Consider the following 18457-nt stretch of genomic DNA (forward strand, 5'->3'; position numbering starts at 1 on the left):
TGCCTCTGCGGTCGGCACGCCGTCGCCCGACGTTGCGGCTGGCCATCGGCTACTCCCTGTTTTGACAATCAGTTCCAGCTAGAATGAAAATGATTGTCATGAGATCTGGTCTTCGCGCAATTATCGCCGGTGCCGCGACGCTGGCCGTCCTCGCCCTCGCGGGGTGCGGCGCCGCGACCGCCGACGGTCGTGCCGACGGCAAGCTCAGCGTGGTCACGTCGTTCTACCCGCTCGAGTTCATCGCCCGCACGATCGGCGGCGACGCCGTCCACGTGACCACTCTCACCGCCCCCGGCGTCGAGCCGCACGACCTCGAGCTGACGCCGAAGCAGGTCGCCTCGATCGCCGAGGCGAAGCTGGTCGTCTACGAGAAGAACCTGCAGCCGGCCGTCGACGAGGCCGTCGACCAGAACGCCAAGGACGCCGGCTTCGACGTCGCCCCGGCCGCCCAGCTGGAGGACACCGGCGCGGACTTCGAGCAGCACACCGGCGCCGCGCCGATCGCCCACCAGAACAACGCGCTCGACCCGCACTTCTGGCTCGACCCGGTGCGGTACGCCGCTGTCGTCAAGGCGGTCGAGGAGAAGCTCGCGACCGTCGACAGCGCGAACGCGGCCGGGTACCACGAGCGAGCCAAGGCCCTGCTCGCCGAGATCGGCGCGCTGGACACGGCGTACAAGACGGGTCTCGCGCACTGCAAGCTGACGACGTTCGTGACCAGCCACGAGGCGTTCGCCTACCTCGCGAAGCGGTACGGTCTGACGATGATCGGGATCGCCGGGTTCACGCCGGACGCCGAGCCGACGCCGAGCCGGATCAAGGAGGTGCAGGACATCGTGAGGTCCCAGCACGTGACCACGATCTTCTACGAGGAGCTCGTCAGCCCGAAGGTGGCCGACACGATCGCGAACGACGTCGGCGTGCAAACAGCGGTCCTGAGCCCGATCGAGGGCCTGTCGGACGCGAACTCCAAGGACACCTACCTCACGCTCATGCGGCGCAACCTGCAGGAGCTGGAGAAAGCGAACGGCTGCTCGTGACGGCTGACAACGCGGTGAGCGTCGACGACCTGTCGGTGGACCTCGGCGGCCGGCTGATCCTGCGCGGGATCGATCTGCGGATCAAGCAGGGCGAGGTGCTGGCCGTGCTCGGCACCAACGGCTCCGGCAAGTCGACCTTGATCAAGACGATCGTCGGGTTGTTGCCCGCGGCCCGTGGTCAGGTCCGGTTGTTCGGTACGCCGGTCCCCCGGTTCCGCGCGTGGCGCCGGGTCGGGTACGTACCGCAGCGGATCACCGCGGCCGGCGGCGTACCGGCGACCGTGTACGAGGTGGTGTCGTCCGGGCTGCTGTCGAAGCGCCGGATGTTCACGCCGCTCGGTGCCGCCGGCAAGCAGGCGATCGAGGACGCGCTGCAGGTCGTCGACATGGCCGACCGGCGCAAGGACGCGGTCGCGGAGCTGTCCGGCGGGCAGCAGCAGCGGGTGCTGATCGCGCGGGCGCTGGTGTCCGACCCGGACCTGCTGGTGCTCGACGAGCCGACCGCGGGCGTCGACCTGGCCAGCCAGCAGATCTTCGCCGACGCGGTCCGCGAGCGGGTCGAACGCGGTACGACGGTCGTGATGGTGAGCCACGACCTCGGCCCGATGGACGCGCTGATCGACCGCTCGGTGGTGATGCGCCGCGGCCGGATCGTGTACGACGGTCCCCCGCACGCCTCGCAGACCCACGCCCACGTCCACCACTCGCACACCACCGACGACGAACCCGGATGGCTGCCCTCATGACGATGTTCGAGCTGGAGTTCATGCAGCGCGCGCTGATCGCCGGGCTGCTGACCGGGCTGTCCGCGCCGGCCATCGGGACGTACCTGGTGCAGCGGCGGTTGTCGTTGATGGGTGACGGGATCGGGCACATCGCGATCACCGGCGTCGCGCTCGGTCTGCTCACCGGGACGGCGCCGGTGCTGACCGCGGTGATCGTGTCGATCGCCGGCGCGACCGCGATCGAGTTGGTCCGCGCCCGCGGCAAGGCCACCGGCGACGTCGCCCTGGCACTCCTGTTCTACGGCGGTATCGCCGGGGGCGTACTGCTGATCGGCCTAGCCGGTCAGGGCGCCGCGACACTCAACACGTACCTGTTCGGCTCGCTGACCACGGTCTCCCAGAGCGACCTGTACGTCGTTGTCGGCCTGGCGATCGCCGTGCTGGTCATAGCGATCGGCCTGGGCCCGCAGCTGTTCGCGGTGTGCCAGGACGAGGAGTTCGCCCGTACGACGGGACTCCGGGTCCAGCTGCTCAACCTGGTGATCGCCGTGATGGCCGCGGTGACCGTGACCGTGGCCATGCGCACTGTGGGGCTCCTGCTCGTCAGTGCGCTCATGGTGGTCCCGGTGGCGACGGCGCAGCAGATCACACGCTCGTTCCGCAGTACGTTCGTCACCGCATGCGTCATCGGCGTACTGGCGTGTCTGGCCGGCATCGTCACGTCCTACAACGCGAACGTCGCCCCTGGCGCGACCATCGTCGTACTGGCGCTGGCCGGGTTCGTGGTGGCGGCCGCGGTCGGGACGCTGCTGCGACGGCGGTCCGCGCGGCCGCTGGCCGACGAGGAGCCCGAGATCGGCGTACCGGCGCCGGCACCGCATGTGGTGAGCGCAGGGCACCCGCACGCGCACAACCAGGAGTGCGGTCACAAGAAGGTCGAGCACGGGGACCATGTCGACTACGTCCACGACGGTCACCTGCACGCGGCACACGGTGATCACTGGGACGAGCACTGATTTGCCGACTTCTGAGAGAATTGCCGGCGACAGGGAGATGACAGGAGGAACGGTGGCTATCGGAACACGCTCGACCCGTCAGCGCGCGGCGGTCGCGCACGCGCTCGACCAGATCGACGACTTCCGGACCGCCCAGGAGATCCACCTGGAGCTCCGGTCGGCCGGTGAGGCCGTCGGCCTGACCACCGTCTACCGCACCCTGCAGGCACTCGCGGACTCCCGCGAGGTCGACGTGCTGCGCACCGCCGACGGCGAAACGGCCTACCGGCGCTGCTCGAAGGGCCATCACCACCACCTGGTCTGCCGCAGCTGCGGCCGCACCGTCGAGGTCGAGGGCCCGGCCGTCGAACGCTGGGCCGACAAGGTCGCCGCCGAGCACGGCTATGCAGACATCAGCCACACCCTGGAGATCTTCGGCACCTGCGCCGACTGCCAGAAATGAGTGACGCAGGTCACCTTTGCCTTTGAGCGCGCTCGAAGGCATACCGTCGGAGACGTGAACACGACAGAGCTGCTGGACCGCCGCGCTGCGATCGCCGCGTACAACCCGGAGCTGGAGCCGGTGGATCCCGACCTGCTCTGTCTGCTGGAGCTGCCGGACGACCTGCCCGACGACCTGTCGATCGCGGAGGCCGCCGAGCTCACCGGGCTGACCGCCCACACCCTGCGGTACTACGAGCGCGTCGGCCTGGTCGACGTACGCCGCGACGCCGCCGGGTACCGCAGCTACGGCCGGCGGGCGATGTCGCGGATCGTGTTCGTCAGCCGGCTGCGCGCCTCCGGGATGTCGATCGGCGCGATCAGCCACTACCTGGAGCTGGTCGTCGAGGGCGAGCACACCGCACCCCAGCGGCTCGCTCTGATGCAGGAGCATCGCGAACGCATCAACCGGCAGCTGCGAGAGCTCCAGCTCGCTCTTGCGGTCACCGACTACAAGATCGCCGCGTACGGCGGCACTGCCGCTCCGTAACACCTACTGGATTCAGCCGACCGTCGCGCACGGCTCGGCCGGCTTGTGATGGGAGAAAACAGATGAAACTGGGTAGCCAAGGCGCCGAGGTCAGCCGGCTCGGCCTCGGATGTATGGGGATGAGCTTCGCGTACGGCACCGCCGACGACAACGAGTCGGTCGCGACCCTGCACCGGGCGCTCGACCTCGGCATCACGTTCCTCGACACCGCCGACATGTACGGCTTCGGCGCCAACGAGGAGCTGGTCGGCCGGGCGATCGCGGACCGCCGCGACGAGGTGTTCCTGGCGACCAAGTTCGGCATCACCGGCGACCCGCGGAACCCGGCGGTGCGCGGCATCAACGGCTCGCCGGAGTACGTCCGGTCAGCGATCGACGCGTCGCTGCAGCGGCTCGGCGTTGACCACGTGGACCTCTACTACCAGCACCGGATGGACCCCGGCGTACCCGTCGAGGAGACCGTCGGCGCGATGGCGGAGCTCGTCCAGGCCGGGAAGGTCCGGTACCTCGGGCTGTCCGAGGCGTCCGCGGAGACGATCCGGCGGGCGCACGCCGTACACCCGATCACCGCCGTCCAGTCCGAGTGGTCGCTGTTCAGCCGGGACATCGAGGAGTCGGTGCTGCCGGTACTGCGGGAACTCGGCATCGGGGTGGTGCCGTACTCGCCACTCGGGCGCGGCATGCTCACCGGCGCGCTGCCGGCGGAGCTCGCGGCCGACGACTTCCGCCGTACGCTGCCGCGCTTCGCCGGGGACAACCTCGACGCCAACCTGAAGCTGGTCGAACAGATCCGCGCGGTCGCGGCCCGGTACGACGCGACGCCGGGGCAGGTCGCGCTCGCCTGGGTGCTTGCGCAGGGCAACGATGTCGCGCCGATCCCGGGAACGAAGCGGCGCAAGTACCTCGAGGAGAACTGGGCCGCCGTCGACGTCGAGCTGTCCGCGGCCGACCTCGAGGCACTCTCGACGCTGGCTCCGGCCGGCACCCGGTACGCCGACATGACCTGGGTCGCCGGGCAGACCGCACCGCAGAGCTGATAAACTGCTCGCAGTAAGCCTTCCTACCGGATTCTTCCGGCGGAAGGCTTTCTGCGTTTCTGGACCCCTTTGTGAGGAGACCTATGTCCGACCTGGTGGTGCGCCGCGCGCAGGCGTCCGACCGCATCCTGATGGAGCGACTGTGGCTGATGTTCCGCCACGACCTGTCCGAGTTCCAAGGCCAACTGCCGCGCCCCGACGGCAGCTACCGCAGCGAGTGGCTCGAGAAGGTCCTGACCGGTGACCCGGAGTGGGCCGGTTACCTGATCTCGCTCGGCGAAGTACCGATCGGGTTCTGTTTCATGCGGGCGCTGCAGCAGCCGGTGCACGTACTGAACGCGTTCTTCATGGTCCGTCCGGCTCGGCGCCGCGGGTACGGGCTGCAGGCGGTGCAGGAGGTGCTGTCGCACCACCCCGGTCCGTGCGACGTCGCGTTCCAGGGCAACAACGAGAAGGCGGTCCGGTTCTGGCAGCGGGTCGCGACCGAGGTCTCCGGGGACGTGTGGACCCAGGAGGAGCGCCCGATCCGCGGCAACCCCGACGCGACGCCCGATCTGTGGATCTCATTCAAGGTCTAGCGGCAGTCCGAAGTACTCGAACAGTTCCTGGTCGAAGAAGACCACGTTGTGCGTGATGCCGGCCTTGGCGACGGTGAACACCTGCAGGCTGTGCGCGTGGAACCGCCCGTCGTCGCCGCGGACGTAGGCGCCGATCGCCGGCTGGTCGTTCGCGACCGTCGGCAGCAGTCGCCAGGCCGGACCGCGCATCGCGTACACGCGGGCCATGAACTCGCCGTACGCGTCGCGGCCGACGTACCACAGCGGGGCCGGCGGCATCTCGAGGACGACCCGGTCGGTGAGCAGCCGGGTCAGGCCGCTGACGTCGGCGGCCTCGAACGCGCGGATGTAGTCGTCGATGACGGACTTGATCTCGCGGTCGTCGGGCTCGTCGACGTCGTCCTCGGTGATACCGATCTCGGCGAGCTTGGCGCGCGCCCTCTGCAGCGCGCTGTTCACGCTCGCCGAGGTCGTCTCGAGCGCCTCGGCGATGTCCGCGACCGGCCAGTCGAGGACGTCGCGCAGGACGAGGACCGCCCGCTGCCGGGCCGGGAGGTACTGCATCGCGGCGATCAGCGCCAGCCGCAGACTCCCCTGCGCGACCATCGCCGCCGCCGGGTCGGTCGGGAACGGCTGCAGCCACGACACGTCCGTCGACAGCTCGATCGGCGCCTGCGCGTCCTCGGACACACTCACCAGCCCGGACGGCAACGCCCGCCGGCCCTTGCCCTTGAGAGCGGTCAGGCAGGCGTTGGTCGCGATCCGGTAGAGCCAGGTCCGCATCGACGCCCGCTGCTCGTCGTACGTGTCGGCGGCCCGCCACGCCCGGAGCAGGGTCTCCTGCACGAGATCTTCCGCGTCGTGGATCGAGCCGAGCATGCGGTAGCAGTGCACCACCAGCTCGTGCCGGTGCGGCTCGGTCATCCGGTCGAAATCGTCACGGTCCATCATCAGCCTCCTGCAGGTACGTACTGCGCGACCTCACCAAAATCATCGGTCCAGCACCGATGAATCCGGCGGACCTGCCAGGTATACCCCGATGTCCCGTGCAGACGAGGGAGAAACCTGATGACCGCACTGATCGACCGTCCCGTGGCAACCCGTCGTGGGCTGATGCTCGCCGTCCTGCTGCTCGGCCAGTTCATGGCCTTGCTCGACACGTCCATCGTCAACGTCGCGATGCCGGCCGTCGGCGCCGGCCTGCACGCCTCCGGCGCCTGGCTGCAGCTCGTCGTCGGCGGCTACCTGGTCGCGTACGCGATGACGCTGATCACCGGCGCCCGGCTGGGCGACCTGTACGGCCGCCGCCGGATGTACCTGACCGGCGCGGTCCTGTTCACGCTCGCCTCGCTCGGCTGCGGCCTGGCGCCGGCGATCCTGCCGCTGGTGCTGTTCCGGTTCGTCCAGGGCGTCGCCGCGGCGATCATGGTGCCGCAGATCATCAGCCTGATCCAGGCCCACTTCGCCGGACCGGCCCGCGCCAAGGCGTTGTCGGCGTACGGCGTGACGCTGTCCGCCGGCCAGGTCGCCGGGCTGATCGCGGGCGGCCTGCTGGTCGGCGCGAACCTGCTCGGCTCCGGCTGGCGCCCGGTGTTCCTGGTCAACGTCCCGGTCGGCATCTGCCTGGCGATCCTGGTTCCGCGCTCGATCCCGGCGGATCGCCCCGCGGCGGCGCGGCGCCTCGACCTCACCGGGCTGGCGTTGTCGACCTGCGCCGTACTGCTGCTGGTGCTGCCGGCGGTCGTCGGGCACGAGATCGGGTGGCCGCTGTGGACCTTCGGCTGTATGGCGGCCGGCGTCGTGCTCGCGGTGGTGTTCGTCCGGTTCGAGCGGCGTACGGCGGACCCGTTGCTCAACCTCGAGGTGCTGCGCGCGCGGGGGTTGCCGGCCGGGCTGGTGACGATGGTGTGCACGGTGCTGGCGCTCGGCGGGTTCCTGTTCGCGTTCACGCTGCACCTGCAGACCGAGCTCGGCGAGTCGGCGATGCGGGCCGGGCTGACCTGGCTCCCGTTCGCCGTCACCTTCGGGCTGGTCGGGTACTTCTGGCGGATCGTCCCGGCCCGGCTGCAGCACCTCGTCGTACCGGCCGGCCTCGTGCTGTGCGCCGTCGGGTACGCGGGCGTCGGGTCGTTCCGCTGGCCCGCGATGGTGGTGGCGGGCGCGGGCATGGGGCTGGCCGCGAGCCCGCTCGTCACCCAGTCGCTGGTCAACGTGCCGCTGCCCCGCGCCGCCGACGCGAGCGGCATCCTCACCACGGTGATGCAGCTCGGCCAGGTCGGCGGCGTCACGATCTTCGGCACGGTCTACCTGTCGACGCACTCGTTCCCGCTGACGCACTGGGCCGTCGCGCTGATGGCGGCGACCGGCATCGTCGCCGCCACGTTCCTGGCTAGAACAGTACGACCGAGCGCAGTACGTCGCCGTGGTGCATCTTCGTGAACGCGTCCTCCACGTCCTCGAGCCCGATCGTCTCCGACACGAACCGGTCCAGCGGCAGCCGGCCCTGCAGGTGCAGGTCGACCAGCATCGGGAAGTCGCGGCTCGGCAGGCAGTCGCCGTACCAGCTGGACTTCAGCGAACCGCCGCGGCCGAAGAAGTCCAGCAACGGCATCTCGAGCCGCATCTCCGGCGTCGGTACGCCGACCAGCACGACCGTACCGGCCAGGTCGCGGGCGTAGAACGCCTGCTTCCAGGTCTCCGGGCGACCGACCGCGTCGATCACCACGTCCGCGCCGAACCCGCCGGTCAGCTCCTGCACCGCCTCGACGACCCCGTCGTGGTCGAGGCCCGTGGAGTTGATCGTGTGGGTGGCGCCGAGCTCCTTCGCCGTGCCCAGCTTGCGTTCGTCGAGGTCGAGTGCGATCACCTTCGCCGCCCCGGCGAGGCGCGCGCCGACCACGGCCGCCGTACCGACTCCGCCGGCACCGATCACCGCGACCGTGTCGCCGCGGCCGACGTTGCCGGTGTTGATCGCGGCGCCGAGGCCGGCCATCACTCCACAGCCGAGCAGACCGGCCACCTCGGGCTTCGCCGCCGGGTCCACCTTCGTGCACTGCCCGGCCGCGACCAGGGTCTTCTCGGCGAACGCCCCGATGCCGAGCGCCGGGCTCAGCTCGGTGCCGTCGTTCAGCGTCATCTTCTGCTGGGCGTTGTGCGTGTTGAAGCAGTACCAGGGCCGCCCGCGCAGACAGGCGCGGCAGTTCCCGCAGACCGCCCGCCAGTTCAGTACGACGAAGTCACCCGGCTGTACGTCGGTGACGCCGTCGCCGACCGCCTCCACGATCCCCGCCGCCTCGTGCCCGAGCAGGAACGGGAACTCGTCGTTGATCCCGCCCTCCCGGTAATGCAGGTCCGTGTGGCAGACCCCGCAGGCCTGCACCTTCACGACCGCTTCACCGGGACCGGGGTCCGGGATCGTGATCTCCTCGATCGTCACCGGCGCACCCTTGCCCGCCGCCACCACACCACGCACCGTCTGAGCCATACGCCCGAACCTAACCTCCAGGGCCTACCGGCGTACACCCTGCTGTCCACCGGTCGGGGGACAACCAGTCCGTCGGCCGGTGCTCCCGGCGACCCCGGGTCCGGCGGGAGAGTTGAGGCATGGAGAACGACAACGCAGTGAGGGTGCGCGGCCTGGTCAAGCGGTATCCGGACAAGGTCGCGGTCGACGGTGTCGATCTGGACATCCACCGGGGCGAGGTCTTCGCCCTGCTCGGCCCGAACGGGGCCGGTAAGACGACCACCGTGGAGATTCTGGAGGGGTATCGCCACGCCGACGAGGGACAGATCGACGTACTCGGCTCGGACCCGGCGCACGCCGACCGGGTCTGGCGGTCCCGGATCGGGATCGTCGCCCAGACCACCCGGGACGAGGCCGTGCTGTCGGTCGCCGAGATGGTCACGCACTTCGCCGGCTACTACCCGAACCCGCGCGACCCCGACCAGGTGATCGCCGCGGTCGGCCTGGAGGAGAAGCGCAAGGCCCGGGTCCGCAGCCTGTCCGGCGGCCAGCGCCGCCGGCTGGACGTCGCGCTCGGCGTGATCGGCAACCCGGAACTGCTGTTCCTGGACGAGCCGACCACCGGGTTCGACCCGGAGGCGCGCCGGCAGTTCTGGACCCTGATCGAGGAGCTCCGCACCGAGGGCACCACGATCCTGCTCACCACCCACTACCTGGACGAGGCCGAACACCTGGCCGACCGGGTCGGCGTGATCGCCGACGGCAAGATGATCGAGGTCGCGACGCCGGAGACCCTCGGCGGCCGCGGCGCCCGCACCGCGCGCGTCTCCTGGCTCGCCGCGGACGGCCAGCACGAAGTACGCACGGACCATCCGACCGCCGAGGTCGCGCGGCTGATGGCGGAGTACGGCGGTGCGGAGGTACCGGAGCTGGAAGTCCGCCGGCCGAGCCTGGAAGACATCTACCTGGAACTGATCGGGTCGGTCACCACCGCCCCGGTACTGGAAGGAGCCTCGAAGTGAGCGCCGTACTCCCCTCGCCCTTGAAGGTCGGGCTGTCCCGCACCGGGATCGAGGTGAAGGAGTTCTTCCGCGAACGTGAGCAGCTGATCTTCACGTTCTTCTTCCCGATCATCTTCCTGGGCATCTTCTCCGCCGTGTTCAGCGGCACCGACTTCTCCGGCGGGGTCACCGCCGCGACCTACTTCACTCCGGGGATGATTGCCTCCGGCATCTTCCTGACCAGCTTCCAGTCGCTCGCCATCGCGATCGCGATCGAGCGCGACCAGGACGTGCTGAAGCGGCTCCGTGGTACGCCGATGTCGCCGCAGTCGTACTTCATCGGCAAGATCGGCATGGTCCTGATCACCTCGATCCTGCAGTTCGCGCTGCTGCTCGCGATCGCCGGCCTCGCGCTCGGCGTCGACATCCCCACCTCGCCGGCCAAGTGGCTGAACTTCCTGTGGATCTTCGTCCTCGGTACGGCGTCCGGGTCGGTCCTCGGGATCGCGTTCTCCGTCGTACCGAAGTCCGGCCGGGCCGCGTCCGCCGTCGTCACCCCGGTGGTCCTGCTGCTGCAGTTCATCTCCGGCGTGTACTTCGTCTACAGCAGCCTGCCCGCCTGGATGCGGACGGTCGCGGAGTTCTTCCCGCTGAAGTGGCTCGCGCAGGGCATGCGGTCGGTGTTCCTCCCCGACGGCTTCCAGGTGCACGAGCCGGGCGGGTCCTGGCAGCTCGGCACCGGCGCGATCGTACTCACGGTCTGGCTGGTCGTCGGCCTCTTCCTCGCCCAGCGGCTGTTCCGCTGGACCCGGCGGGACGCCGGCTGATGGACGGGCTCCCCGCGCGGCGTGCTGCCGAGGAGCCCGCTACGCCGGTTTGGAGCGGGCCGCGGCTGTGGATCCTCGTGTGGAGGAAGATAGGGTCCGTGCAGAACTCACGCGGCGCCGGGCAGCCGATCTGGACCCGGACGCTGGCCGGCTGGCACATCGTGTTCTGGGTGCTGCTCGGGATGACGCTCGGGCTGTCGTTCCTCGGTCACCTCGGCACCGCTCGCCAGGCGGTCTACGTCGGTACGGTCCTGGTCCTCGGGTCGGCGTACCAGTTCATCGGCCTGCCGGCGATCCGATCCCGGCGGCGGCTCCCGTCGTACACGTACCGGCTGGTGCTGATCGCCTGCCTCGCGACGCTGATCGGGATCTACCCGCAGTCGGTGTTTCTGATGTTCATCGCGTCCGCGCAGATCTGGCTGCTCTGCGAGGACCTGCGCGAAGGCATCGGGCTGAGCGTGCTGCTGGTGCTCGCGGTCGGCACGGCGCAGCTGTGGAGCGCGGGGTGGGGCTGGACCGCGTTCTGGGAGATCCTGCCCTGGATGCTGGTCAGCCTGGTGGTCAGCCTGCTGTTCGGGATCTGGATCGAGAAGGTGATCACGCAGAGCCAGCAGCGCGCGGAGCTGATCGAGCAGCTCGAGTCCGCCCGCGACGAACTCGCCGAGGCGCACCACAGCGCCGGCGTGATGGCCGAGCGGGAGCGGATGGCGCGGGAGATCCACGACACGCTCGCGCAGGGCATGACCTCGATCGTGATGCTGACCCAGGCCGCCGCCGCCGAGCTTTCCCAGGGCGGCGCGAGTGTTGCGGCCCGGCTGGCGGCGATCGAGGACACCGCCCGGGAGAACCTCGCCGAGGCGCGGGCGCTGGTGGCCGCGTTCACCCCGGTCGCGTTGTCGGAGGCGACCTTGACCGAGGTACTGCGGCGGCAGGCGGAGCGGTTCGCCGCCGAGACCGGGGTCGACGTACGGGTCTCGCTCGACCTGCCGGACGACGAGGTGGCGGCGCTGCCGCAGGCGCAGCAGGTGGTGCTGTTGCGGTCGGCGCAGGAGGCGCTGGCCAACGTCCGCAAGCACGCGGCCGCGACGCAGGTGCTGATCACGCTCGGGCTGTCGGACGGCGGCGTCTGGATCGAGATCCGCGACGACGGATCCGGGTTCTCCCCCGGCGTGGCCTCGACCGGCTTCGGCCTGAACGCGATGCGCGGGCGGGTCGAGGAATCGGGCGGTACGGTCCAGATCGACAGCGCTCCCGGGCACGGGACGCGCGTACAGGTGCTGATCCCAGCAGTGCAGGAGGATGTGTGATCCGGGTTCTGGTGGTCGACGACCACCCCGTGGTGCGGTCCGGGCTGTCCGGCATGTTGTCGGTGACCGAGGACATCACGGTGGTCGGCGAGGCCGGCGACGGTTCCGAGGCGCTGGCGCTGGTCGCGTCGACCGCGCCCGACGTCGTACTGATGGACCTGCGGATGCCCCGGATGGACGGGGTCGCCGCGACCGGGGCGATCGTGTCCACGTACCCGTCGACCCGGGTGCTGGTGCTGACGACGTACGACACCGACACCGACATCCTGCACGCGGTCGAGGCGGGCGCCGCCGGGTACCTGCTCAAGGACACCCCGCACGCCGAACTCCTGAACGGCATCCGCGCCGCCGCCCGCGGCGAAACGGTCCTCGCGCCACCGGTCGCCGCCCGGCTGATGTCCCGCCTCCGTACACCGGCCGCGCCCGCGGCGGCACAACCGTCACCCCGCGAACTCGAAGTACTCGCCGCGGTGGCGCGGGGGCTCAGCAACGCCGAGATCGGCCGCGAACTGTTCATCGGCGAAGCAACGGTGAAGACCCACCTCCAACGCCTCTTCGCCAAACTGGACGTCGACGACCGCACCCGCGCGGTCACCGTCGCCATCGAACGCGGCCTGCTCCCGTCCCCCGGCCGCTGACCCGCGGCCTACTCGCCGCGGCCGGGTGCCGATCCCTGGGTGTGACCCTGCATGAACCGGATCCGCGGGTCCTGCGCACCGTCCGGCTGCTGCGCCGCCTGATCGCCGGCCTGCTCCGCCTCGGTCGTCGGGTTCGTCCCGGCCCGGACCGCGTTCGCCAGCTCGGCCGTCCGGTTCGCCTCGTCGATGCCGTACTGCGCCGCGCCGTTGACATCGACCATCCTCCGGTCGATGCCCTCGCGCACGTCGACCAGCCCCTCGCGCGCCCCGCCGATGTCGGCCGTCAGCGAGTTCCCGACGTCCCGTACCGCGGCCGAATGCTGCCCGCCACCGACCTGCAGCGACGTCTGCTCGAACCGGAACGCCGTCTGCCGGGCGGTGTCCAGCCGGTCGTACGCCGTCTTCAGGCCGGCGTCCGTCTGGGTGGTGAGGTTCTTGAGGTGGGTCAGCCTGGCCCGCAGCCCTTCCGACGTCTCGGACCTGCCGTACTCCGGGAACTGTTCGAGCGTGTCCACATCCCGCAGCGCCTGATCGAGACCCGCGGAGCTCCCGGCCAGGTCCTCGTGGAAGACGGTCAGCTCACGCTGCGCGGCACCGATCCGCGACCCCAGATCGCCGGCGTCCTGCTGCGCCGTACCGAACGACCGCTTGACCTGGTCGTCGGCCTCCTGCCAGCGGGTCATGTCGCCGCGGTCCTGGGTCCTGGACGCGATCCGGCCCTGCGCCTCGGCCTCGGCCTCGGCCTGCTGGACCCGGCCGCCGTCGGCGCGCAGCGTGCCGACGTCCTCCAGCCGCCGGTCCAGCAGGCGACCGTAGTTCCTGTCCTGCAGGTCGTCGGCCACCCGGTCGAGGGTCGCGCGGGCCCGGCTCATTGCCTGCGCGACCCGGTCGGTCAGGGTCGCGATGTCCCGTTCGTTCGCCATCAGTGCTCGCCCTTCGCCCGTTCCTCCGCCGCCAGGCGGTCGTCCTCGGCCAGACCGGCGCGCAGCTCCGCGGCCACTCTCCGGACCTGCTCCTGCGCGGCCTGTAGCTCCCGCTCGACGATCTGCTGCGGGGTCTCGTCCGTCGGCTGGTCCTGCACGCTCTGTCTCCCGTTCATGTCGTTGACATCTGCAACGAGACTAGACGCCGCGGGGTCGAATTCCGTTCCGTACCGGGGTCAGCTGAGAGGACCCTCAGCCGGCGCGCCCACCTCGTTCGGTACGGCGCCGCCGTACCGCCGGTCGCGCTGCGCGTAGATCTCGATCGCCCGCCACAGGTCCCGCCGGTCGAAGTCCGGCCAGAGCGTGTCCAGGAACACCATCTCGGCGTACGCCAGCTGCCACACCAGGAAGTTGCTGGTCCGCTGCTCCCCCGACGACCGCACGAACAGGTCGACCTCGGGGATGTCCGGCGCGTACAGGTGCCGGGCGATCGTCTGCTCGGTGATCCGGTCCGGCTTCAGCTTGCCGACGGCAACGTCACGGGCGATCGACCGCATCGCGTCCGCGATCTCCGCCCGGCCGCCGTAGTTCACACAGAACTGCAGCGTGATCGTGTCGTTGTCCTTGGTCCGCTCCTGCGCGTACTCGAGCTCGTCGATCACGCTCTTCCACAACCGCGGCCGGCGCCCCGACCACACCACCCGCACCCCCATCGCGTCCAGCTCGTCCCGCCGCCGGTGGATGACCTCCCGGTTGAACCCCATCAGGAACCGGACCTCCTCCGGCGACCGCGCCCAGTTCTCGGTCGAGAACGCGTACGCCGAGATGTACTTCACCCCGATCTCGATCCCGCCCTTGATCACATCCAGTAACGAAGCCTCCCCCGCCCGATGCCCCTCGGTCCGCGCCAGCCCCCGCTGCTTGGCCCACCGCCCGTTCCCGTCCATCACGATCGCCACATGCCGAGGCACCAACTCCTTCGGCACCACCGGCACCCGAGCCCCCGAAGGATGCGCCTCAGGCGCCACCACAACCTTCTCCCCCCGCTCCCCGAGCCCCCCGGCCCCCCGATTCCCCGACCCACGACCCCGACGACGACCAATAGGCGACATATCCCGCAGTCTCCCACCCCCACCCCCTGCAACAACCTGCAACCTGTGGATAACCCCCTTCCCGAACACCCTCCGTATGCAACCCTTAACCCACCCCCACGATCGGAGCCCCACCCCATGCCCCGCCGACCGGCCTCCCTCCTCACCACCGCCGCCCTCTGCGCCCTCCCAGCGCTAACCGCGTGCCAGGGCTCCCCCGAAGCCGGCCACCCGAACACGACCCCCACGTCGAGCACGACCACCCCCACCCCCACGGCCCCGTCAACACCAACCTGGACCGCTGAAGAACAAGCCGCCATCACGGCCGCCAAAGCCCGGTATGCCGTCGTGACCGCCGCCATCGACCAGACCTTCAGGAATCCGGCGGCGCTGAATCGACCGGCGCTCGAGAAGGCCGGCCTGAGCGGCGAATGGATCATCACGATCATCGAGCAGGCGCGAACGTTGGTGAGCAACGAGTTGTACGTGACGGGGAATGTACAGATCGCAAAAACAACGGTGGTCTCCGTAAAGCTGAAGCAGGCACAACCGGAAGTCGTCCTCCTGAACTGTCTCGACAGTTCAAAGCAGGTCATGAGATTCAAGAGCAACGACAAGCCGGTGCCGTCGGGGGCCGGCGATGGAACCCGCCGGCAAGTCAGCTCCCAACTGCGCTTTGCTCCGGACACAGGTAATCAGCAGCGATGGTTTCTCATCTCCGACAAGGACAAGGGACCGTGCTGAGGCAGGCCAGACCCGGTTTGCTCGTCGCGGCGGTATCGCTGCTCAGCGTACTTCTGTGCACAGGCGCTGCCATCGGATGGCGGGCACCAGATACCCCTTCACCTGGACCGGGCTACAAGTGGATATGCATTGGCAACTTCTGCCAGTGGAAACTTGTCGGCCAGAAGACCACAACAGCCACGCCGACTGTGCCTGGAACGCCCGGAACGCACGGCAAAACGACTGCCGTCGAATGCAAGTTCCACGGCGGGTTGGTGCCATGCGTGGATCCAGAACTCGGGGCCTGGTCCAATAGCCACCAGTGCTACATGAAACGGGAGACACCTCAACCGCCGCCTGATGATTACCGATGGCAGGGACACACGGGCGGAACCGTCTGGGCATGTACCCGCGAACAGGGCTACGACCAAGGCCGGCACATCGTGACCGAGTGGGTGTGGCTGCCCGGCCGGCCGGACACCGTCGTCATCGACCCGGTGACGCTCGCGTACGAGGCGATTGCCGAAATGAATCTCGAGCCGCCACAGATCAAAACCGCCCCTGGTGCAGGCCAGATCGGCCTCGTGAACATGCCGGTCTGGATGTGGGTCACCAAGAGCGAGAACACCTGGGGCCCGATCGTTCGCAGGGCGAGTGTGCCAGGGCTGTCCGTTACCGCGACCGCGCAGGTCAAGGCGATCAACTGGTCGATGGGCGACGGCAAGACAGTGCGATGCGAAGGACCCGGCACGCCGTACAGCAAGGCAATGGGCACGAAGGCATCCCCGACCTGCGGGCATCGGTATGCGAAGACTTCTCACAAACTCCCGAACTGTAAGTATCCCGTGACGGCGGTCGCGCAGTGGGACATCACCTGGCAAAGCACACTCGGCGACACCGGCCAGATCAACATGACCCAGCAAGCCGCGACACAACTACGCATCGGCGAAGCAGTCCCGGTGCTCGTCGACCCTGCGGGTGGGCAGGACAGCGCGGGCTCGGGCTGTTGATGACCGTGGAGCTTCAGCTTCCGGGGCGGGGTGCAAGGGTCTGAACGCGACACTCGATCGCGGACGGTGACGGCCTTGATCGAGAGCAGGAGCTTCGTGCGTTGGCGCAGAAGTTGAACACCGCCGCACCGGAACACCAGCGGAGGACGTCGCCGATGCTGACGGCGAACCGGCGCGGGACACGAAGTACACGGCACTCGAAAGGTGCTTAGGGAGCACCGAACCTCCGGCTACGACGCCAAAGGCGCGGAAGTCGATTGGTGGGGCGGAGAAGCGTCCGCTCGCTGATCCGGCCGCTTGAGCTTGCCCTCGGCAAACGTCACGCGCGACCGACCCACCTGCAGCAACCTGCAACCTGTGGACAACCCCACTCCCCGAACACCCTCCGTATGCAACCCTTAACCCACCACCCCTCCACGATCGGAGCCGCACCCCATGCCCCGCCGACCGCTACTCGTAGCCGCCGTCACGCTCAGCACCCTCACCCTGCTGACCGCCTGCACCGGCTCCCCCGAAGCCGGCCGGCCCAACACAAGCCCACCCATCACAACCTCGGCGACGCCCAGCGCCACACCGTCACCCACGCCCTCGGCACCGCAATGGACGGCCGAACAGCAGACCGCCATAGCTGCCGCCAAGAAGCAGTACTCGACCGCTCGCGCCGCGATCGACGCCGCCCTGGCAGCACCGACCAAAGCAGATCGAACCAAGCTTGAGAACGCCGGTAACGGGGGCGCCTGGATCACGACCGTCCTGGAAGACATCCTCGATTTTCAGGATTCCGGATGGTACGCATCCGGCCGTACGAAGATCACCAGTCTGCAGGTATCGTCCGTAAACCTCAAACTGGAGCAGCCCGAGGTGCGATTGATCAACTGCATCGACACTTCGGCAGTCGTCATCCGGTCCCAGGCCGACAATAAACCGGTGACTGCCGGCGCCGAAGGGAGCAAACGCCAAAAGGTTTCGTCCCGCGTGGTCTACGCTCCATCGGCGACCGGCGAGAAGCGCTGGTGGTTAATTGCAGAGCAGGAACTCGGCGCATGTTGAAGGGCATCCGCGAGTTTGCTGCGGCGATGACAATCTTCCTCGCATTGACAACCTGCCCGCAGTTCGCGGCCGCCGACCAACCGCGCAAACCTCCACCCGGCCCGGGTTATGTTTGGAAATGCATCAAGGCAGTGCACTACTGTGACTGGTTTCTCAGATCGTCTACCCACAAGCCCGGGACAGGTAAGCCCGGAGACAAGCCGCGGCAAGTCGGGCGACGAGTTTGCCATCTGCCTGGCGGCGGGCCGCAGGCCTGCTCCTCCGTGCTGGGCGAATGGTCGAACAGCGAGCAGTGCTACATGCGACGTGAAGAGCCTCAGCCTCCCTTCAGCGACTATCGCTGGCAGGGACACACCGACGGCAGCCTGTGGGCGTGCGTACGCGAGCAGGGCTATGACAAGGGCAAGCACATCGTCACGAAATGGGTGTGGCTGCCTGGCAAGCCAACCGTCGTCGTCGATCCACTGACCCTCGTGCACGAGGCGATCGCGGACATGCACCTCGCACCGCCAGTGATCAGAACTGCTCCCAACACCAACCAGATCGGTTTGGTCAACATGCCGGTCTGGATGTGGGTCACCAAGAGCGAGAACACCTGGGGCCCGATCGTTCGCAGGGCGAGTGTGCCAGGGCTGTCCGTTACCGCGACCGCGGAGGTCAAGGCGATCAACTGGTCGATGGGCGACGGCAAGACAGTGCGGTGCGAAGGGCCCGGGACGCCATACAGCAAGGCGATGGGCACGAAGGCGTCGCCAACCTGTGGGCATCGGTATGTGACGACTTCGCGCAAGCTCCCGCATTGCAAGTATCCGGTGACTGCGGTTGCTCAGTGGGACATCACCTGGAAGAGCACACTCGGCGACCCCGGCCAGATCGGTATGACGCAGCAGGCCACAACGCAACTGCGCATCGGGGAAGCTGTGCCGGTGCTCGTCGATCCGAATGGTGCCGGCGCGACTGCATCTTCGGCGGGTGGCTGCTGATTCGCCGCAAAACCGCAGTCCGCACTCCTGTATCGCACCTCGTCAGTCGCGGCGTGCAGAAGCAAGTCCGCTGAGTTATCCACAGCGTCGAGATGT

21 protein-coding genes are annotated in these 18457 nt (G+C 68.8%); 16 read left to right on the forward strand and 5 right to left on the reverse strand.

Annotation, left to right across the window (positions count from 1 at the left end; genetic code table 11):
• Positions 1–98: 98 nt before the first annotated feature.
• The 7 genes from ACQHIV_RS17150 to ACQHIV_RS17180 all read left to right on the forward strand — a co-directional run bounded on the left by ACQHIV_RS17150 (position 99) and on the right by ACQHIV_RS17180 (position 5366).
• On the forward strand, positions 99–1040 hold the full coding sequence (locus ACQHIV_RS17150) for a metal ABC transporter substrate-binding protein (RefSeq protein ID WP_427895457.1): 942 nt from the start codon (positions 99–101) through the stop codon (positions 1038–1040).
• Complete coding sequence (locus tag ACQHIV_RS17155) at positions 1037–1786, forward strand: metal ABC transporter ATP-binding protein (RefSeq protein WP_427895459.1); 750 nt, start codon at positions 1037–1039, stop codon at positions 1784–1786. The genes ACQHIV_RS17150 and ACQHIV_RS17155 overlap by 4 nt, the downstream gene beginning before the upstream one ends.
• A complete protein-coding gene (locus tag ACQHIV_RS17160) occupies positions 1783–2781 on the forward strand; it encodes a metal ABC transporter permease (protein ID WP_427895461.1) in 999 nt (332 codons plus the stop codon). The genes ACQHIV_RS17155 and ACQHIV_RS17160 overlap by 4 nt, the downstream gene beginning before the upstream one ends.
• Before the next feature lie 52 nt (positions 2782–2833).
• The gene (locus tag ACQHIV_RS17165) at positions 2834–3223 is read left to right on the forward strand and encodes a Fur family transcriptional regulator (protein WP_427895463.1); all 390 of its coding nucleotides are present in this window, start codon (positions 2834–2836) and stop codon (positions 3221–3223) included.
• 54 nt (positions 3224–3277) lie between these two features.
• Complete coding sequence (locus ACQHIV_RS17170) at positions 3278–3751, forward strand: MerR family transcriptional regulator (protein WP_427895465.1); 474 nt, start codon at positions 3278–3280, stop codon at positions 3749–3751.
• A gap of 62 nt (positions 3752–3813) precedes the next feature.
• A complete protein-coding gene (locus ACQHIV_RS17175) occupies positions 3814–4788 on the forward strand; it encodes an aldo/keto reductase (RefSeq protein ID WP_427895467.1) in 975 nt (324 codons plus the stop codon).
• Between the two features lie 83 nt (positions 4789–4871).
• On the forward strand, positions 4872–5366 hold the full coding sequence (locus ACQHIV_RS17180) for a GNAT family N-acetyltransferase (protein WP_427895469.1): 495 nt from the start codon (positions 4872–4874) through the stop codon (positions 5364–5366).
• On the opposite strand, the gene ACQHIV_RS17185 is transcribed toward ACQHIV_RS17180, so the two are convergent.
• Positions 5352–6293: a sigma-70 family RNA polymerase sigma factor gene (locus ACQHIV_RS17185; RefSeq protein ID WP_427895471.1), complete on the reverse strand. Its 942-nt coding sequence runs from the start codon at positions 6291–6293 to the stop codon at positions 5352–5354. The two genes, ACQHIV_RS17180 and ACQHIV_RS17185, sit on opposite strands and share 15 nt — an antisense overlap.
• A gap of 120 nt (positions 6294–6413) precedes the next feature.
• On the opposite strand from ACQHIV_RS17185, the gene ACQHIV_RS17190 reads away from it, so the two are divergent.
• On the forward strand, positions 6414–7784 hold the full coding sequence (locus ACQHIV_RS17190; protein WP_427895473.1) for an MFS transporter: 1371 nt from the start codon (positions 6414–6416) through the stop codon (positions 7782–7784).
• Here the strand turns inward: ACQHIV_RS17190 and ACQHIV_RS17195 are convergent.
• Positions 7735–8829, reverse strand: coding sequence for an S-(hydroxymethyl)mycothiol dehydrogenase (locus ACQHIV_RS17195; RefSeq protein ID WP_427895475.1), 1095 nt, complete (start codon positions 8827–8829; stop codon positions 7735–7737). The genes ACQHIV_RS17190 and ACQHIV_RS17195 overlap by 50 nt on opposite strands.
• Positions 8830–8948: 119 nt before the next feature.
• Here ACQHIV_RS17195 and ACQHIV_RS17200 point away from each other — a divergent pair, with 119 nt between their 5' ends.
• The 4 genes from ACQHIV_RS17200 (at position 8949) to ACQHIV_RS17215 (ending at position 12581) form a co-directional block, all read left to right on the forward strand.
• The gene (locus ACQHIV_RS17200) at positions 8949–9830 is read left to right on the forward strand and encodes an ABC transporter ATP-binding protein (RefSeq protein WP_427895477.1); all 882 of its coding nucleotides are present in this window, start codon (positions 8949–8951) and stop codon (positions 9828–9830) included.
• The gene (locus tag ACQHIV_RS17205; RefSeq protein WP_427895479.1) at positions 9827–10636 is read left to right on the forward strand and encodes an ABC transporter permease; all 810 of its coding nucleotides are present in this window, start codon (positions 9827–9829) and stop codon (positions 10634–10636) included. Before ACQHIV_RS17200 ends, ACQHIV_RS17205 begins: the two co-directional genes overlap by 4 nt.
• A gap of 98 nt (positions 10637–10734) precedes the next feature.
• Entirely contained in the window at positions 10735–11943 is a 1209-nt protein-coding gene (locus tag ACQHIV_RS17210) for a histidine kinase (protein ID WP_427895481.1), read from the forward strand.
• Positions 11940–12581 carry a response regulator transcription factor gene (locus tag ACQHIV_RS17215; protein WP_427895483.1) on the forward strand — a complete coding sequence of 214 codons (642 nt, stop codon included), beginning with the start codon at positions 11940–11942 and terminating at the stop codon, positions 12579–12581. The genes ACQHIV_RS17210 and ACQHIV_RS17215 overlap by 4 nt, the downstream gene beginning before the upstream one ends.
• A gap of 8 nt (positions 12582–12589) precedes the next feature.
• Here the strand turns inward: ACQHIV_RS17215 and ACQHIV_RS17220 are convergent, their stop codons facing one another.
• From ACQHIV_RS17220 to ACQHIV_RS17230, 3 genes are read right to left on the reverse strand one after another with little or no spacing between them, the layout of a single operon-like run.
• Positions 12590–13504 (reverse strand): hypothetical protein, encoded by a 915-nt coding sequence (locus tag ACQHIV_RS17220; RefSeq protein WP_427895485.1) that lies wholly within the window; start codon positions 13502–13504, stop codon positions 12590–12592.
• Positions 13504–13680, reverse strand: a complete 177-nt coding sequence (locus tag ACQHIV_RS17225; protein WP_427895486.1) for a hypothetical protein — start codon at positions 13678–13680, stop codon at positions 13504–13506. The genes ACQHIV_RS17220 and ACQHIV_RS17225 overlap by 1 nt, the downstream gene beginning before the upstream one ends.
• Before the next feature lie 60 nt (positions 13681–13740).
• Positions 13741–14616, reverse strand: a complete 876-nt coding sequence (locus ACQHIV_RS17230; protein WP_427895488.1) for an isoprenyl transferase — start codon at positions 14614–14616, stop codon at positions 13741–13743.
• 327 nt (positions 14617–14943) lie between these two features.
• Here ACQHIV_RS17230 and ACQHIV_RS17235 point away from each other — a divergent pair, with 327 nt between their 5' ends.
• From ACQHIV_RS17235 to ACQHIV_RS17250, 4 genes are all read left to right on the forward strand, one after another.
• Positions 14944–15339 carry a hypothetical protein gene (locus ACQHIV_RS17235; RefSeq protein ID WP_427895490.1) on the forward strand — a complete coding sequence of 132 codons (396 nt, stop codon included), beginning with the start codon at positions 14944–14946 and terminating at the stop codon, positions 15337–15339.
• Positions 15340–15602: 263 nt separating this feature from the next.
• Positions 15603–16328, forward strand: a complete 726-nt coding sequence (locus ACQHIV_RS17240; protein ID WP_427895492.1) for a hypothetical protein — start codon at positions 15603–15605, stop codon at positions 16326–16328.
• A gap of 435 nt (positions 16329–16763) precedes the next feature.
• Positions 16764–17378: a hypothetical protein gene (locus tag ACQHIV_RS17245; protein ID WP_427895494.1), complete on the forward strand. Its 615-nt coding sequence runs from the start codon at positions 16764–16766 to the stop codon at positions 17376–17378.
• A complete protein-coding gene (locus tag ACQHIV_RS17250; protein ID WP_427895496.1) occupies positions 17372–18361 on the forward strand; it encodes a hypothetical protein in 990 nt (329 codons plus the stop codon). Before ACQHIV_RS17245 ends, ACQHIV_RS17250 begins: the two co-directional genes overlap by 7 nt.
• The last annotated feature ends 96 nt before the right edge of the window (positions 18362–18457 follow it).

Source organism: Kribbella polygonati, from assembly GCF_050320105.1.
Classification (GTDB): Bacteria; Actinomycetota; Actinomycetes; order Propionibacteriales; family Kribbellaceae; genus Kribbella.

Bases quoted from the DNA above. Each gene is read 5' to 3' on its own strand.
- ACQHIV_RS17225 (WP_427895486.1), bottom strand. From the start codon at position 13,680: ATGAACGGGAGACAGAGCGTGCAGGACCAGCCGACGGACGAGACCCCG.
- ACQHIV_RS17200 (WP_427895477.1), top strand. From the start codon at position 8,949: ATGGAGAACGACAACGCAGTGAGGGTGCGCGGCCTGGTCAAGCGGTAT.
- ACQHIV_RS17180 (WP_427895469.1), top strand. From the start codon at position 4,872: ATGTCCGACCTGGTGGTGCGCCGCGCGCAGGCGTCCGACCGCATCCTG.
- ACQHIV_RS17190 (WP_427895473.1), top strand. From the start codon at position 6,414: ATGACCGCACTGATCGACCGTCCCGTGGCAACCCGTCGTGGGCTGATG.
- ACQHIV_RS17175 (WP_427895467.1), top strand. From the start codon at position 3,814: ATGAAACTGGGTAGCCAAGGCGCCGAGGTCAGCCGGCTCGGCCTCGGA.
- ACQHIV_RS17195 (WP_427895475.1), bottom strand. From the start codon at position 8,829: ATGGCTCAGACGGTGCGTGGTGTGGTGGCGGCGGGCAAGGGTGCGCCG.
- ACQHIV_RS17185 (WP_427895471.1), bottom strand. From the start codon at position 6,293: ATGGACCGTGACGATTTCGACCGGATGACCGAGCCGCACCGGCACGAG.
- ACQHIV_RS17230 (WP_427895488.1), bottom strand. From the start codon at position 14,616: ATGTCGCCTATTGGTCGTCGTCGGGGTCGTGGGTCGGGGAATCGGGGG.
- ACQHIV_RS17245 (WP_427895494.1), top strand. From the start codon at position 16,764: ATGCCCCGCCGACCGCTACTCGTAGCCGCCGTCACGCTCAGCACCCTC.
- ACQHIV_RS17150 (WP_427895457.1), top strand. From the start codon at position 99: ATGAGATCTGGTCTTCGCGCAATTATCGCCGGTGCCGCGACGCTGGCC.
- ACQHIV_RS17220 (WP_427895485.1), bottom strand. From the start codon at position 13,504: ATGGCGAACGAACGGGACATCGCGACCCTGACCGACCGGGTCGCGCAG.
- ACQHIV_RS17250 (WP_427895496.1), top strand. From the start codon at position 17,372: ATGTTGAAGGGCATCCGCGAGTTTGCTGCGGCGATGACAATCTTCCTC.
- ACQHIV_RS17160 (WP_427895461.1), top strand. From the start codon at position 1,783: ATGACGATGTTCGAGCTGGAGTTCATGCAGCGCGCGCTGATCGCCGGG.